General features: G+C 68.1%; 8 protein-coding genes. 3 read left to right on the top strand and 5 right to left on the bottom strand.

Annotation, left to right across the window (positions count from 1 at the left end):
* Nucleotides 1-67 precede the first annotated feature (67 nt).
* The gene (locus tag DMB37_RS25185; protein ID WP_206055015.1) at nucleotides 68-499 is read left to right on the top strand and encodes a nuclear transport factor 2 family protein; all 432 of its coding nucleotides are present in this window, start codon (nucleotides 68-70) and stop codon (nucleotides 497-499) included.
* A 69-nt stretch (nucleotides 500-568) separates the two neighbouring features.
* Here the strand turns inward: DMB37_RS25185 and DMB37_RS25180 are convergent, their stop codons facing one another.
* Nucleotides 569-2,353, bottom strand: a complete 1,785-nt coding sequence (locus DMB37_RS25180; RefSeq protein ID WP_135234786.1) for an MFS transporter — start codon at nucleotides 2,351-2,353, stop codon at nucleotides 569-571.
* Nucleotides 2,354-2,515: 162 nt separating this feature from the next.
* Between DMB37_RS25180 and DMB37_RS25175 the strand changes: the two genes are divergently transcribed.
* Together DMB37_RS25175 and DMB37_RS25170 are read left to right on the top strand one after the other, a co-directional pair.
* Complete coding sequence (locus DMB37_RS25175) at nucleotides 2,516-3,496, top strand: ABC transporter substrate-binding protein (protein ID WP_370465203.1); 981 nt, start codon at nucleotides 2,516-2,518, stop codon at nucleotides 3,494-3,496.
* Between the two features lie 45 nt (nucleotides 3,497-3,541).
* Nucleotides 3,542-4,924 (top strand): SagB family peptide dehydrogenase, encoded by a 1,383-nt coding sequence (locus DMB37_RS25170; RefSeq protein ID WP_135237819.1) that lies wholly within the window; start codon nucleotides 3,542-3,544, stop codon nucleotides 4,922-4,924.
* On the opposite strand, the gene DMB37_RS25165 is transcribed toward DMB37_RS25170, so the two are convergent.
* From DMB37_RS25165 to DMB37_RS25150, 4 genes are all read right to left on the bottom strand, one after another.
* A complete protein-coding gene (locus DMB37_RS25165; protein WP_135234785.1) occupies nucleotides 4,893-5,999 on the bottom strand; it encodes an MAB_1171c family putative transporter in 1,107 nt (368 codons plus the stop codon). The two genes, DMB37_RS25170 and DMB37_RS25165, sit on opposite strands and share 32 nt — an antisense overlap.
* Nucleotides 5,996-7,090, bottom strand: a complete 1,095-nt coding sequence (locus tag DMB37_RS25160; RefSeq protein WP_135234784.1) for an MAB_1171c family putative transporter — start codon at nucleotides 7,088-7,090, stop codon at nucleotides 5,996-5,998. The genes DMB37_RS25165 and DMB37_RS25160 overlap by 4 nt, the downstream gene beginning before the upstream one ends.
* A 94-nt stretch (nucleotides 7,091-7,184) precedes the next feature.
* A complete protein-coding gene (locus tag DMB37_RS25155; RefSeq protein ID WP_135234783.1) occupies nucleotides 7,185-11,735 on the bottom strand; it encodes a non-ribosomal peptide synthetase in 4,551 nt (1,516 codons plus the stop codon).
* A complete protein-coding gene (locus tag DMB37_RS25150) occupies nucleotides 11,717-16,828 on the bottom strand; it encodes a non-ribosomal peptide synthetase (protein ID WP_135234782.1) in 5,112 nt (1,703 codons plus the stop codon). Before DMB37_RS25150 ends, DMB37_RS25155 begins: the two co-directional genes overlap by 19 nt.
* Nucleotides 16,829-16,839 lie beyond the last annotated feature (11 nt).

The following is a 16,839-nucleotide window of genomic DNA, read 5'->3' as shown; positions in this document are numbered from 1 at the left end:
GCGGCTCCGCGAAAGCAGTGTCCGATTAGCGCCGGTCCCGGCCGCCGGACCTGGACACACTGGGCGCATGACGCGATCCACCACTGCTCCGATGACCGTGTTGACCAGCATGTATGCGGCCGAGGCGCAGTACATGGCGGCGGGTGGACCGGGCAGTGCCTCGTTCGAGCTGCTCGCCCCGTACTTCGCCACCGACGTGGTGCTGCATCAAGCTGCCGGATTGCCTTACGGCGGAACATGGCATGGGCATGCCGGGATCGAGCAGTTCTTCCTCGCTATGGCGCGCACTTGGGAGATCTTCGAACTGCGGGAACAGCAGTTCCTGGCAACCGGCGAGAGACCGGTGGTGCACACGCTGGTCCGCGCCCGCGCACGCACCACCAGGCGGGAACTCACTTTCCCTATCCTGCAGACGATTACGATCACCGAGGGCCGGATTTCGGAGGTCCACCCGTTCTACTGGGATACGGCGGCTATCGCAGCGGCCTGTACGCCCTAGTCGAAGGACCGCGCCCTTCCGCGTAGAACTGATTGCGCCCGACAGGGTTTCATCTTCGATGAAGTTCGATCAGTGCGCGGGTACCGGCGCAGCCTGGGCGAGCTCGTCGGCTTCGGCGAGTTCGGCTTGCTCATCGTGCACGTACTTGTCGCCCGCGCAGAACGAGGCCGCGGCGGCCAGGAACATCATGATGGCGGCGGCGACGAAGACGACCACCAGACCGGTGTGGAACGGCCCGGTGAGCAGATGCGGGAAGAATTCCTGGCCGGTGAGGGTGTCGGCGTGCACGCCGGGTTTGGTCAATTCGCCGGTGGGGCCGAGCAATTCCTGGATCGGGTTGAAGCCGAGGAACGCCGCGAACATGCTTGCCACCGGCGGCATCGCGGCGACCTCGGCGGCGGCGCCCACGGAAACACCCTGGGCACGCAGGCCGGCGTCCAGGGCCGAGGGCAGGCTGGCGGCGAGGCCGACGACCATGAGCGAGAAGAAGATTCCCATGGACAGCGCGTTGCCGCCGTTGAACAGGGTGCCGCGCATGCCGGACGCCGCACCGCGTTGCGCGGCGGGCACGCTGGACATGATGGCCGCGGTGTTGGGCGAGAAGAACAATCCGCTGCCGACGCCGTTGATCAGGATGATCGCGGCGAACACCCAGTAGTTGAAGTCGACGGGGACGATCAGCAACAGCAGGAAGGTGAGTCCGGCGAGGAACGCACCGCCGGTGGTGAACGGACGTGAGCCGTAGCGATCCGACAGCCAGCCCGAGAGCGGCCCTGCCGCAAGGAATCCCACGGTCAGCGGCAGCAGATAGATACCTGCCCACAGCGGGGTCGACTCGAAGTCGTAGCCGTGCAACGGCAGCCAGATGCCTTGTAGCCAGATGATCAGCATGAACTGCATGCCGCCGCGGCCGATGGAGACCATCAGATTGCTGAAATTGCCGAGCCCGAAGGCCCGATTACGGAACAGCGCGAGGTGGAACATCGGGTCGGCGACCTTGCTCTCCACCACGCAGAACACCCCGAGCAGCGCGATGCCGCCGAGCACCGACCCGAGCACCCACGGACTGGACCAGCCGGTGGCCTGCCCGCCGTAGGGCTGTATCCCGTAGGTGATGCCGGTGAGCAGCGCGGTGAGCCCGAGTCCGAAGGTGATCGTGCCCGCCCAGTCGACCTTGCCCGCCGTCCGGATGCCGACCTCGTGCAGCGAGCGGTACGACCAGAACGCGCCGAACAGCCCGATCGGCACGCTCACCCAGAACACCGCGCGCCAATCCCACTCCGACAGCACGCCACCGATCAGCAGTCCGAGGAAAGAACCGGCGACGGCCGCAACCATATTGATGCCGAGCGCGGTTCCGCGCTGCTTCGCCGGGAAGGCGTCGGTGAGGATCGCGGCGGAATTGGCGGTCAGCATCGCGCCGCCGACGCCTTGAATCACCCGCCAGACGATGATCCACATGGCGCCCGCGCCGCCGTGGAACGGATCGAAGGACAGCGCGAGCGCGCAGAGCGCGAAGACCGCGAAACCCAAGTTGTACACGCGAACTCGGCCGAACAGGTCGCCGAGCCTGCCGAACATGACGACGAGCACCGCCGTCGCGAGCAGGTAGCCCATCAGCATCCACAGCAGGTATCCGACGTTGCCCGCGTCGAGCGGATTCAGCCCGATACCGCGGAAGATCGCGGGCAGCGAGATCAGCACGATGGACGAGTTGATCGCGGTGAGCAGCACCCCGAGCGTGGTGTTGGTCAGCACGATCCACTTGTAGCGCGGGTGCTCCCGGTCGTACCGCAGCCTGCGGCGGATGGTGCTGACCTCGCCCAGATCGAGATCGGTGGATGGAAGCGTCACGGCGGCCCCTCGCAGATCGTTATCTCCGCAAACTATATAGTTAGCCGATCTAACCATCAAGAGGGCCGGGGTCGGCCGACGGGCTAGATAGGTTAGCCTTGGCTGAATTACGCTGGCGGTAGCTCTACCGAACCGGCTGAGATCTTCCTCGAAGGGGGCCACATGATGGAGTCTGTTCGGACCTCACGCTGGGCCAGAGCGACGATGGCCACCGTCGTCGCCGCGCTGACGCTGGGCCTGGCCGCCTGCGGTTCGTCGAACGACGAGGCCGGTTCCGGCGGTGAGCCGGTCACCATCACGCACGCCCGCGGCTCGACCACGGTGCCGGGCACTCCGAAAAAGATCGTCGCCCTCGGCAATCAGTGGCTCGACACCACGCTGGCGCTCGGCGTGACGCCGGTCGGCTACGTGGACAATGTCGCCGCGGTATCCAAGAGCACGCCGCCGTGGGCGCCGAAGACGTTGGACGCGGCGAAGGCCCTGAACACGGTCGGGAATGTGGCCGAACAGGTGGCGGCGCTGGAACCGGACCTCATCCTCGCCGACCCGTTCATCGCCGATCAGAAGACCTATGACGAGCTCTCCAAGGTGGCCCCGACGCTGCCCGCGCTCGGGAAGGACGCGGTGACGCCCTGGCCGGACCTGGTGACTGCGCTCGGCAAGGTGCTGCACAAAGAGGACGCCGCCACCAAGGTGATCGCCGACGTCGACAAGAAGATCGAGACAATCGTGCAGGCCAATCCGGGACTGAAGGGCAAGACCTTCGCCAGCACCTGGCTGGCCAGCGCCTCGCAGCTCATGGTGCTCACCGATCCGAACGACGGCTCCAGCAAGCTGTTCACCCAGTTGGGCATGAGCATCCCGAAGAACCTCACCGACCTGCCCGCGAACCAGGGGCGACTGGCGCTGTCCCCGGAGCGGGTCGACGAGATCACCGCCGACCTGGTGCTCGCCGGCTACTCCCCCGGCCTGGACGAGAAGTACCGGCAGCTGCCCGGCTACGCCGACCTGCCCGCGGTGCGGAAGGGCTCGATCGTGTTCCTCACCACCCAGGAGATCAGCGCGATCAACCAGCCGACCGCGCTGTCGGTGCCCTACATGCTGACCAAACTGGAGCCCGCCTTCGCCACCGCGGCGAAATAGTAAGCGCTACCAGCACATCGGATCGACAAGCGGAGGTCAGCGGTGTTGTCCGCCGTCACTTATCCCGAACAGACCAGATACGCACTGCGCGAAGGCGTCACCTGCCTGACGACCCCAGCGGGGGCGCTGCTGCTCAACCCGCCGCGCAACGAGAAGCTGTCCGGTCTGGGCAGTGGACAGCTGCAGGCACTGCGCACGCTGAACCAGGGGCCTGCGACGGTCTCGGAACTGTCCGCCGGTTCGGGCACCGAGGATGTCGCCGGGCTGATGGGCAGGCTGACCGACGGCGGCTGGCTGTCGGTCACCGTGCGCGACGGCGGCCGCAATCTGTACAGCATCCGGCCGTTCGGACAGCCGCCCGCGCGGCCCGCCACCCGGCTGCCGTGGCGCGCGACCCTGTCGAAATTCGCCGTGCTGCACCGTGACTCGGATGGTTTCGTGCTCGAGCACCCGCTGTCCTGGTGTGATGTGCGGATCCACGATCCGAGGCTGCTTTCCCTACTGGACGGTTTCGGCGCGGCCGAGTCGCCGCTGCCGGTCTCGATCAAGTCGCAACTCGCGGCCGATCTGCACTGGTGCGGGTTCCTCGTCGCGGATCCGGAGGACGAGGAGCGCGACTTCGCCACCCGCAGTTGGAACGCCGCCGACCTGTGGTTCCACCGGCGCAGCACGCTCGGCGAGCGCACCGTCACCTGGGATCAGTTCGGCCCGACGAAGTGGGCCAAGGACAGGTACCCGCAGCCGCCCGCACGCAAGCCGGACTATCCCGGCGAGCCGGTGCCGCTCGCGACACCGGACCTCGCCGCGCTGCGGGCCGCGGATCCGACGCTGACGGCGGTACTCGAGGACCGGCGATCGACCCGGGCGTTCGACGACGCCGACCCGATCACCCGAGATCAGCTGGGCGAGTTGCTGTATCGGACGGCACGCACCCGCGGTGTCCGAAGTGCCGGTCCCGGTGAGGAATTGGCGTCGCGCCCCTATCCGTCGGGCGGCAGCGTCTACGAACTCGAGCTCTACCCGATCGTGCGACACGTCGACGGGCTCGCGCCGGGCATGTACCACTACGACTCGTTCGACCATGTGCTGCGGCCGGTCGCCGACCTGGATTCGCCTGCGGTGCAACGGTTGCTGCGCGCCACCTCGGCGACCCTCGCGGAAGGCGCCGAACCGCAGCTGGTGCTGCTGCTCGCCGCGCGATCGGGGCGCGTCATGTGGACCTACGAGCAGGTGGCCTACGCCAGCATCTTGAAGCACGTCGGCGTCGTCATGCAGACCGTGTACCTCGCCGCGACGGCGATGGGGCTCGGCGCGTGCGCCCAAGGGTTCAGTGACACCGCCGCTTTCGCCGTCGCGGCTGGGGTGGACGAGCTGACCGAGTGCGCGGTCGGCAGCATCATCGTCGGCTCGCCGGCGCGGGATCGCTGATCGCGGCGCGAGCCCGCGGCCACTGGCGCGCCAGGTCGAGCAGGTGGGCGAGCTCAGATCGCATGTCCCGCGCCGATATCTGGGGGAAGCGCGCTGGTCGCGCGCCCGTCGGCGCGATCCCGTCCATGCGGGCGCGGGCCGCTCGGGCGATCTGCATCGCGTAGGTCTCCTCGGATGCCCCGGGCAGCTCGTCGGCCGACAGATGCGGTTTGAGATGCAGCAACGCGTCCCTGATCTCCACCGTTGTCCGGTACAGCCGCGACTCGGGCTCGCGCGGCCCCGGCCCGGCGGGCAGTACCACCTCGGGCACCGCCGTGGTGAGGTCGCGCCACAACGGCTCCAGCCTGCGCAGCTCGCGGCCGGTCCGGTCCCAGCCGATGCGCGCCAGTATCGCGTGGACCAGCGGTACCCCGGTCACCAGCGCGAGAAGCACACAGAACAGGCATGACACCGGACTCCACTCGGTCGATATGTAACCCGGTGGTTTGCCGTCGAAGGCGCGCAGCACGGCCAGGCCCGAGCCGAAGAACCACCCGGTCGTCAGCATGAGCAGACCGATGTAGGGAATGCGCTTCAGCAGCGAGTTCTCTACGCGAAGATCGCGCACACAAGCACGCGTGATGTATGCGCCGGACACGAGCAGCGGCACATTGAACACAGCCAAACTGACTATCGCGCGCAGCCAGAAGCCCGCGTCGGTACCTTCCGTCCGTCCGACGAGCGCCGTCGCGATACCGGCTACCACGGCGGCCGCGTCGTAGATTCGCTGGCGCTCGCGCGCTTTAGCCGGATCGGCGTCGGCGAATAGCCTTGCCAGACCGTACAGATCGGCGATGGCCAGCACCGTGCAGCATAGATAGAGGTGAATCGCCAGCTCTTCGTAGCCGATGGCGTCGAGGCACTGGTGCACCACCGAGCCGATCGATATCCACGAGATCGCCCGATTGACCCGCCGCGAGGCGGGCGTCGGCTCGATGACCAGCCATCGAGCCAAGGTCACGGCACACAGCAGTGCGATCGCCGTGATGATCATCGGCGTCGGTGCCGGCGCTGTCACCGGCGCGGGCAGTGTCATCGGTGCGCTCCATTCAAGTGCGGCACACCGATGCGAGCGCCCGGCCACACCCTTGCCAATTCCAGCATTCGCTCGAGGTCGGTGGCCCGGTCCCGCGCGATCGGTTCGTTGCGATCACCGACCGATACCGGCACCACGGGTTCGTGGCCGCGCAGCTTGTTGTCCGCGGCATGCGCTATCCGCGCGGCATAGCTGTCGACGGACTGCGGCGGCTCCTCCCCCGGCGGCATGTACAGCTTCAAATGTTGCAGTGCGTCCTGAATCTCGATCAGCCTGCGATACAGCCGCGACTCGAAATCCCGGCGCACGGGGCCCTGGTCCAGCACGACGCCGGGCACGGCCGTCGTGAGGTCGCGCCACAGTGGGAACAGGCGACGGTAATGACGACCGGTGCGGTCCCACCCTGCCCTGGCCAGCAGCGCGTTGACCACCGGGACGGCCAGCAACGTCGTGATCACGAACATGCTGAAGCACGAGGCCAGCGTCCAGTCCGCGCTCGGACTGTCCGACGGTTGTCGGGCGAGGACCTGCACCCCGGAGGCGCCTGCACAGTAGAGGCAATACACCGCGACCAGGAAAAGTGCTGAGAACACAAGACGTTCGCGGGTTGTCGCCGTCGTCACCCGAAGATCACGCACGGTAGCGCGAATGATGTTGATCGACAGCGCGGCGACCGGGATGTTGAACATCGCCCAGAGCAGCGGTGACTTCCAGCCGAAGCCCGGTGCCGTTGGGTCCACCTGCCGACCGAGGAACACGACGATCACAGCACCGACAACCGCGACGGCGTCATACCCGCGCTGTCGATGGCGGGCGGTAGCCGGATCGGCACCGGCGAGCAGGGCCGCAATGCCGTAAGCACTGGCGACCGTGACCGCACCACAGGCCAGAAACACCCGATACGTCAGGTCCGCGAAGTCGGTGCCTTCCCCCCACTCCACAATGGCTGCAGCCCCGGTCTGCCAACTCAGCATCCGGTTGACCAACCGATTGGTCATCGACTCCCGCACCAGCAGCCAACGGGCGACCACCACGACGAACCCGAACCCGATCACCGAAGCCGCGAACCAACCCGGTACCGGCGGAGTCATCGGTACCTCCTCGACCTCTACCTCGGATAGCTCAGCGGCAGCCGATCTTACGGTATTCGGATTGCGGGGTTGATCTAGCTGAAGCGGGCGCTGATCAGGTCTCCAGCGCGTCTGCCAGGGCGATTACGGCGCGTTGCCAGAGGGTGGCGAGGTGATCGGCTTCGGCGGCGGTGAACAGGGCGGTGCTCCAGCGCCAGTTGGTGGACAGCTGTGGGCCCTCGGGCGTGGTGCCGATGCCGGAGATGACGTCGAGGGCGTAGCGCAGGGGTAAGTCGGGTTCGGGGTCGAGGGGTAGGGCGTCGTTGCGAGCGTCGGTGATCACCGACCACGACTGAGTCGCGTTGCCGCTCAGGTCCACTCGGCCCAGGTAGTTGAACTCGATCTGCGGCTCCGGGGCGGCTACCAGTTCCGGTGTTCGGGTGCTGTACCGGAGCAGGCCGTAGTCCGAGCCTGCGGCGGGAATCGAGGCGAGTTGTGCGGCAACCGAATTCAACAGCGCACGGGCCGCGGCCGGATTCGCCGCTGCCTGGGCGACATCGATCGAGACGGCGCCGACGCCGAGGCGCACCGGGAAGACGCTGGTGAACCAGCCGAGGGTATTCGTGGTGTCGGTGCCGAGCAGGTCGTCCGCGCGACCATGCCCCTCCAACGCGATCAGCGCGCCTGCGCTCGCATCCTGATTGCGCTCGTTGCGCCAGCTCGCCACCGTGATGGTCAGGGCCGTCAGCAGGAATTCGCGGACGCCTTCCTCCTTCGACAACGAGGCGAGGATGCGCGCGGTGACAGGGACGGGCGTGACCGCCGGCGTGACGCGCAGGGTAGACCAGGTGTCGGCGGTCGGCTCCGGAAGTCGTTGCCCCAGTACCGGATCGGGTGCGCTGACCTGATTCACCCAGTAGTCCTGCTGCGCGAGCACCGCAGGGTCGGTCGCGCGCTCGGCCATCAGCTGCGACCACCGGAGATAGGAAGTGAACTCGGGAAACGGCTTCGGCGTGGCCCCGGATTCGATGGCGGCCCACGCTTCGCCGAGGCCACCGAGCAGGATGTGCCAGGAGACCACATCGACCGCGAGATGGTGCACGGCCAGCAGCAAAATGTCGCCGTCGTGCGTACCCGTGAACCACACGGCGCGGACGAGAGCGCCGGTACGCGGGTCGATCCGGTCCACCGCGGCGCGGGCCGACGCCGCGATCAACGCATCGAGCTCCGCGTCGGACGTCGTCGGGCAATCGACGCGGTCGACGACATCGGCCGCCGCCACGACGCCCGGCGCCCGGGTCACCAAGCGGGGACCGTCCGCGGTATCGACGAGTTGTGCGCGAAGCGTGTCATGACTGTCGAGCAATGCCTGCAACACCGATTCCACTGCCGTGCACGGGATCCCGGTGGGCAGCCGCAACAGCGCGGTCTGGGTGAACCGGCGGAAGTTGCCGTACTCGTACATCCACGACACCACCGGCAGCGGCGGTACCGCACCGTAGTCGGCCGCCTCGGTGCTCGCCGACTCGGCTGTCGCGGCATCGATAGCGGCGCCCAGCTCACGAATCGTCGGGGTGGCCAGCACCATGCGCGGACTCACCGCGATGCCGTGGCGCCGCGCCTTGTTGACGAGAGAGATCGCCACGATGCTGTCCACACCGAGCGCGAAGAAGTCCTCGTCCACGCCGGGCGCCCGGCCGTCGAGCAACTCGGCGAAGACCTCGCACAGCGCGTGCTCGGTCTCGGTGACCGCGGCGCCACCATTGTTCGGCCCGCCGGACAGCGCCGCTTCGGCGAGCCGGTTCAGTGCATGACCGTCGAGCTTGCCGTTCGAGTTCACCGGTAGCCGATCGAGCACGACGATCCGCGCCGGAATCATGTACGCGGGCAGGCGTTCCGCGAGAACGACCCGCATCCGAGCCGGATCGAGATCTCGGTTCGGTCGGCCGACAACGAAACCGGCGAGACTCGCGCCACCGGCGCGGCGGACGACGGTGACCGCGGCGGTATCCACACCGGGTAGCTGACGCAGTGCGGTGTCGATCTCGCCGATCTCGATGCGATAGCCGCGGACCTTCACCTGCGCGTCGGCGCGGCCGAGGTAGCCGAAGCCGCCGTGCGGCAGGCGACGGACCAGGTCGCCGGTGCGATACATGCGCTGCCCCGGCCGTAGCGGGTCCGCGACGAAGCGATCGGCGGTGGTTCCCGCCCGGCCGACATAGCCTCGGGCCAGCTGGCTTCCGGACAGGTACAACTCGCCGACGACACCGCGCGGCACCGGCCGCAGCATGGAATCGAGGACATAGCCCGACATTCCGGCGGTCGGCCGGCCGATGGTCGGCGTCTCGGTGGCCGCGACGGCGGCGACCACCGCCTCGACGGTTGTCTCGGTCGGCCCGTAGCAGTTGTATACGGCGGTCCCGGTGAGCGCCCGCAGCCGAGTCCAGAGCGCCATATCGATGGCTTCACCGCCGAGTGCCAGGACCGGAAGTTCCCTTTCCAGCAGGCCCGCCGCACTGAGCTGCGCGAACATCGACGGCGTCGTGTCGATCATGTCGAGGTCGTGGCGAGCCATACCCTCGACGAGCAGGTGCGCGTCGCGCATTTCGTCGGCGTCGAACAGGTGGATCTGCTGACCCGCCAGCAGGCCCACCATCGGCTGCCACGAAGCGTCGAAGCTGAGCGACCACGCATGCGCGATCCGCAGCGGACGACCGAGCCGTGCCATCGCGGGGCGGTAGCAGCGGTCGTGGTGGTCGGCGAAGTAGCCGGTCAGCGCGGCATTGGTGCCGACAACGCCCTTCGGCTCGCCGGTGGAACCGGAGGTGAAGATCAGGTACGCACTGTGCGATGGCGAACGGTACACCTCCGGCGCCGCCGCGGGACGTTGCGAAATGCGTTCCGCCACTGCCGGATCATCGAGCACCAAGGTGTCGACCGAGTATCTGTCCACCAGGTCGAGGGTGCTGCCGACGACGAGAGCCGACGCGGGACGCGCCTGACGCAGAATCGATTCGATCCGCACCGTTGGCAGCGAAATATCCACCGGCACATAGGCCGCGCCGGCAGCGAGCGTCGCGAGGATGCCGACGATGGACTGGGCCGATCGCGGCAACGCGAGCGCCACAACAGCTTCCGGCCCGACGCCGCGTTCGGCCAGCTCGCCGGCCAAGCGGCAGGCCGCTGCGTGCAACGCGCGGTAGGTGTACTGCTCTCCTGCGCCCGTGGTCAGTGCCGACGCATCCGGCGTGCGTTGGACCTGCCGCTCGAACAGTTCCCACACCGTCGACTCCACGGCCGGCGCGGAATGGGTGGTAGACGAACAGAATTCGTCCCGTTCGGCGTCGGTCAGAATGTCGAGCGCGTCAGGTGTCGCGTCGCCGATATCCGGGAGCTGCCGCAGTACCGAGAGCAGCCGGTCGCCGATCTCGGCGGGACTCAGGTGCGGCAGCGCCGCAGGCACCGCCTCCACCAGCACCACCAGGTCACCGTCGCTGAGATGCGAGACCACCGTCAACGGATAGTGGGCCAGACTCTCCATCTCGATCGGACGGAAACACGTGCCGTCCGACGCCGTCACGGTGTTGATCGCGTCGCCGATCGGCGCGTTCTCGAATACGAAAAGCGTGTCGAACAGCGCACCGTGGCCCGCGATGCGCTGCACGGACGACAGGCTGAGATAGCCGACGTCGCGCATGGCGGCGGATTCCCGTTGCAGCGCCGCGCATTGCTCGAGCACACTCGTCGAGCGATCCAGCCGGTGGGCGACCGGAACCGTATTGATGAACAGGCCGACCATGCCCTCCACACCGGTCAACTGTTCCGGCCTGCCGGAGATGGTGGTGCCGAACACCACGTCGCGGCGGTCGGTGAGCCTGCCGAGCACGACCGTCCAGGCGAACTGCACGGCGGTGTTGAGTGTCAACCCGTGCGCGCGAGCCCACTGCTGAAGGCGCGCGGTCTGTTCGGGTGGCAGCGTGAGTCGCGTCGTCGCCGGTACATCGGTACCGGCGACGGTACCCTCGGCAATCATCAACGGGCCACTGACTTTGCGCAGATACTCGGCCCAGCGGCCCAGCGCCGCGGCGCTGTCCTGGGCGGCCAGCCACCCGATGTAATCCCGATACGGCCGCGGCGCGGGCAGCGAATCCGCGGACCCACCTGCCTGATACACCGCGAGCAGCTCGGTGAAGAACACTGCGACCGCCCAGCCATCCATCAGGATGTGATGCGCGGTCAGCAGCAGCCGCCGGCGGGGCGTGCCGTCGCCCGGCACGGTGAGCAGCAGAATACGCAGTGCCGGACCATGATTCAGATCGAACGGCCGCCGCCGCTCCGATTCCGCGATCGCATCGAATTCCGTTGGTAGCGCCGCCTGTTCGGCCCATGGCAGCTCGGCCCGAGTGGGCACGATCTGCACCGGCTTCGGCACCTCCCGATCCCAGAACGAGACACGCAGGTTCGGGTGCCGGTCGAGCATGGCCTGCGCACTCGCGCGCAACAGCGCCACGTCCACCGGTCCGTCGATGTCGACGACGAATTGCATGGTGTACAGATCGATCTCAGCACCGGTCAACCGCGACAGCGAGTAGAGCCCCTCCTGCAGCGGGCTGAGCGCGAGGATGTCCTCGATCTGCGGCGGCGCCGTCACGACCGGGCCTGCCACGACGCGGTCAGTGCGGCCAGCGCCTCCGCGTCCAGACCAGACGCACTCATCGGCGCGTGCGCCACCTGCCCGTGCTGCGCCGGATCAGTGTCCTGCGCAGGTTGTTCCGCGGCCGCGTCGAGCGCGGCGGCCAGCTCGGCAATGGTCGGATGCTCGAATACCAGCTGCGGCGTGAGCGGCACGCCGAGCGCCGCCGCGCGGGCGGACCACTGAATGGAGATCACACTGTCACCGCCCAGTGCGAAGAATCCGTCGTCCGCCGCTACGTCGGTGATCTCCAGCAATTCCTCGAGCAGCGCGATCAACGTCTGTTCGGTCTCCGTCCGCGGCCCATCGCCCGTTGTGCGCACCGCTGTCGCCGCGGCCGGTACCGCGGCGACCGGCGGCGCGAGCAGCCGCGCGAGGTCGGACTCCGGCAGTATTCGCAGGTCGGCGACGGCGGTGTCCGCAACGGTGGCGTACGCGTCCAGCGTCGCGGCTACCGCGTCGGCGATCAGCTGGGCGGTCTCCGGGTCGTAGAGGTCCGCATTGACAACGACCCGGACAGCCAAGCCGCCGCTCGGCGTCACCGTGAAACTCAGATTCAGATCCAGGAACGAGATGTCGAAGTCCACCGGCAGGACGGTGGCCGTGGTGCCACCGGAGCCGGTGAGGTCAAGGGTCGCCGGTGCCCAATCCGCGCCGCGGAAGTGGATCATGCTCTGGAACAAGGGATTCCGTGCGCGCGACCGTGGCGGGTTGAGCGCCTCGACGAGTCTCTCGATCGGCAATTCCTGATGCCCGTGCGCATCCAGCACGACATCACGGCTCCTGATCACCGTGTCGCGCAGGGTCGGCCGGCCGGACAGGTCGTTGCGCAGCACCACCATGTTCGCGAAGAGACCGATCAGGTCCTCGATCGTCTCGTCGACCCGGCCCGCCACCGGGGTGCCGAGTGGGATGTCGCTGCCGCCGCCGAGCCGGTGCAGCACCGTCGCGACCACCGCCGAGTAGACCATGAATTCGCTGGCGCCGCACTGTTCGGCGAGCGCCGTCAATCCATCCCGGCGCGCCGGCGGCACCGTGAACGTCACCACCTCGCCGCGCTTGCCGAGCACCGGCGGACGCGGGCGATCGTGCGCCACCGCGATCTCGTCGGGCAGACCCGCCAGCGCGCTACGCCAGTAGTCGAGCTGGGACTGTCCGAACGCACTCGGGGTGCCTGCCGCGCCCGGGTCGAAAGCATCCCGTTGCCACAGTGCGTAATCGGCGTACTGGACCGGCAGCGGTGCCCACTCCGGCGCCCGTCCGGCGTCGATGCGCGCCCGGTACGCGGTGACCAGATCCGCGAGGAAGACGCCGAACGACGCATGATCGGCGACCATGTGATGTACCAGCAGGGACAGCACGTGCGTTTGCGCATCGACCTCGAGCAACCGCACCCGGATCAGCGGCTCACCGTCCAGCGCGAACCGATACCGGGCGATCTCGGCCAGCTCGGCATCGATGCGATCCGCGTCGATCCGCGTGATCGGCACCGGCACCTCGGCCGCCGGGTGCACGAGTTGGTGTGGCACACCGCCACTTTCGGGGAAGGTGGTACGCAGTGCCTCGTGCCTGGCCACCACGTCACCGACCGCCGCGGTCAGCGCAGCATGGTCCAGCGGTCCGTCCAGCCGGACCGCGAAGGGCAGGTTGCCTGCCGCACTCGGGCCCTCCATCCAGCACTGGAACCACATCGCCAGTTGCGAGTACGACAACGGAAGCAGGCCTCGGCGCGGTCGTCGCTCCAGCAGCGGCCGGACCGAGATCGTTGCCGCCGAGCGGCTTTCGGCGGGTTCATCGAGTTCCATGGCATCGAGATCGATGTCGAACTCGGCGCGGAACTGTGCGACCAGCCGCTCCGCCAGACCCGCCGACGTCGGGGTGTCGAAGGCGACGCGCACATCGAACTCGACCCCGAATTCGGCGCGGATCTGCGCGACCAACCGGGCGGCCAGCAACGAGTGGCCGCCGAGTTCGAAGAAGGAATCGTCCGCGCCCACTCGGTCGAGCTTGAACAGTCGCGCGAAGATCGCGCACATGCGCCGCTCGGTGGCCGTGGCCGGTTCCCGGTAGCGGCGCTCCACGGCAGGCGTCGGGTCGGGCAGCGCGCGCTTGTCGAGTTTGCCGTTGATGGTCAGCGGAATCTCGTCGATCACCGCGAACGCGCGGGGCACCATGTATTCCGGCAGTACGGCCGCCGCATGCAGCCGCAGCTGCTCCAGATCGATACTCCCGCTGCCGGTTTCGGCGGGCGCGGGAACCAGGTACGCGGCGAGCATGGGGCCGACCGCGGGATCGGCCACCACCGTGACAACGCAGTGACCGACCGCCGGGTGGGTACTGATCGCGGCCTCGACCTCGCCGAGCTCGATCCGGAAGCCGCGCACCTTCACCTGCTCGTCGGCCCGGCCGACGAACTCGATCTCGCCATTGCTGTTGCGCCGGGCCAAATCCCCGGTGCGGTACAACCGGGCACCCGGCGCGAACGGATCCGCGACGAATCGTTCGGCCGTCGAGCCGGGCCGGTTCAGGTAGCCGCGCGCGAGTTGCGCACCGCCCAGATAGATTTCGCCGACCACGCCGGTCGGCACCAGCTGCAGCGCCCGGTCGAGCAGGTACACGGCGACGTTCTGATTGGGCACGCCGATCGGCACGATCCGGGTGCCCTGCGGTCCGTCCACCGGCATGTGCGTCGCGCACACCACCGCCTCGGTCGGGCCGTAGTGGTTGCGCAGCTCGGCGTCGAAAACACCGGCGAACTTATCGGCGACCTCACCGGGCAGTGCCTCACCGCCGACCGGAACATGGCGCAGCGCCCGCCATTCGCTCACGTCGGGCAGCAGCAGGAAGGTGCTCAGCATCGACGGCACCATGTGCAACACCGTGACACCGCAGCGGGTGATCAACTCCGCAACGTAGGGAATGTCGCGGAAGGCATCGCGTTTCGGGATCACCAGCCGCGCGCCGAGCGTCAAGGTCACGAAGATGTCCAGCAGGGACGCGTCGAAGCTGACCGACGACGACTGCAGCAACCGATCGTCGGCGGTCATGCTCCATTCGGCGACGAAGGCCGCGAGGTGCTCGGCGATGGCGGCGTGCGCGACCGGGACACCCTTGGGTTTCCCGGTCGAGCCGGAGGTGTAGATGACGTAGGCGAGGTTGCCGGGGCGCAGCGGCCGCACCCGGTCCGCATCGGTCGGATCGGTATCCGGCAGGCCGGTCGCGGCCATCTCTGCGGCATCCAGTTCGACCCGGCCGAGCACCAGGCTCGGCGCGGCGTCGGCGACGAGGTAATCGATGCGCTCGTCCGGATAGGCCGGGTCGATCGGCAGGTAGGCGGCGCCCGCCTTCAGCACACCGAAGACCGCGACGACGAACTCGACCGAGTTCGACAACCGCAATCCGACGGTCTGCTCGGCACCGATACCTTGACCGATCAGCCAATGCGCCAAGCGATTCGAGCGCCGATTCAATGCGGCGTAGTCGAGTTCGAGGTCGGCGCCGCCGCGCGCGCCGGGCGCGACGATTGCCAGCGCGTCCGGGGTCGCGCGCACCCGTTCCTCGAACAGCGAAACGAGCGTGGTCTGCGGGGTCGGCACGATCGCACCATGCGAAAGCGCCAAGATCGTGGCGCGATCGTTCGGACCGAGGATATCGATGTCGCCCAGGCTGCGGTCCGGGGAAGCGAGCGCGCTGTCGAGCAGCTGCACACAGTGGTCGAGCAGCTGCTCGACCAGCATCGATTCCAGCACGGCCACTTGATATTCGGCCTCGAGGTAGGCGCCCTCGGGTTCCAGCACGACGGTCAGGCCGAGCGGTACCTGCGCGACCTGGCCGGCCAGCTCCAGCTGGGTCGAGTCGATGCCGTCGAAGGCGAAGCCATCCGCGCTCTTACGCACGCTGAAACCCAGACGCACCAGCTGCTCCAGCCCGTCGCGGCCGCTGACCCGGTCCGGGTTCGCTTCGCGGACAACACGATCGATGCCGATACTCTGATGCGCGAACGCGCCCGTGCAGGCCTCGCGCACCGCGGCAACGAAGGTGGCGAAGGTTGTATCGGCGCTGATCGTAGCGCGCAGCAGCAGGGTGTTGCCGAAGTAACCGATGAGCGCTTCGGCCGCCGCGGTCTCGCGCACCGTGACTGGGACCGAGACCAGGAAATCCGTTGCGGCGGTGTACCGATGGATCACCGCGTCGAAGGCGGCGAGCCACACCATGAACGGGGTGGCCGCATGCGCCCTGGCAAAGGCCTCCACCCGGTCGACCAGCGCGCCCGGCAGCGCCAGGGTACGGCGTTCGGCCTGCTTGGCCGAGCCGGAGCCGGCCCGCGCGTTCCCGGGCAGCTCCAAGGCTTCCGGCAGCGGACGCAAGGTTCGGCGCCAGTATTCGAGGCCTGCGTCGTCGCCCGCGGACACGGCGGGCATCGCGACATCGACGAACTGCGCGCCGAGCTCGGGCAGCGGCGCAGCACCGTTGTATGCGGCGTTGAGCTCGGCGAAGAAGACAGCCCACGAGTTGTCGTCCCAGGCGATGTGATGCACCACCAGGACCAGAGCGAACTCTGCGTTCCCGGTGCGTACCAGCGACATTCGCAGCGGTGGCTCCGCGGTCAGGTCGAACGGCCTGCTGAACTCCCGCCGCGCGAGCACCTCGAGCCTGCTCGCCCGGCCGATTTCGGGCAGGTCACGCAGATCGTGCACCTGCCACGCCATTTCGAGGTCCGGACGGACAACCTGATAGGGCTCGCCGTCGGCGTCCACGCCGTAGGTGGTGCGCAGCACCGCATGCCGTCCGACGACCGTCGCGACCGCGGCGCGCAGCCGCGCCTCGTCCAGCGCACCGCTCAGCCGGTAGGCGACACAGATGTTGAGGGTGACGTCGTCGGGATCGCGCGTCTGCAGAAACCACATGCGCCGCTGGCCGGGCGAGAGTGGCTGGGGTACGCCGGGTTCCGCCCGCCGCACCGGGGCGGCGGCGACCGGCGCCGCGGCAAGGCCGCTTTCGGCGAGGCGCCGGCGCAGCAGCTCCTTGCGCCGGTCCAGCGCTGTCGTCAGCTCGTTGTTCGACATGCAATTCCCTC

This window comes from Nocardia sp. CS682, assembly GCF_004634405.1.
Classification (GTDB): Bacteria; Actinomycetota; Actinomycetes; order Mycobacteriales; family Mycobacteriaceae; genus Nocardia; species Nocardia ninae.
This window is presented reverse-complemented; position numbering and strand designations above follow the sequence as displayed.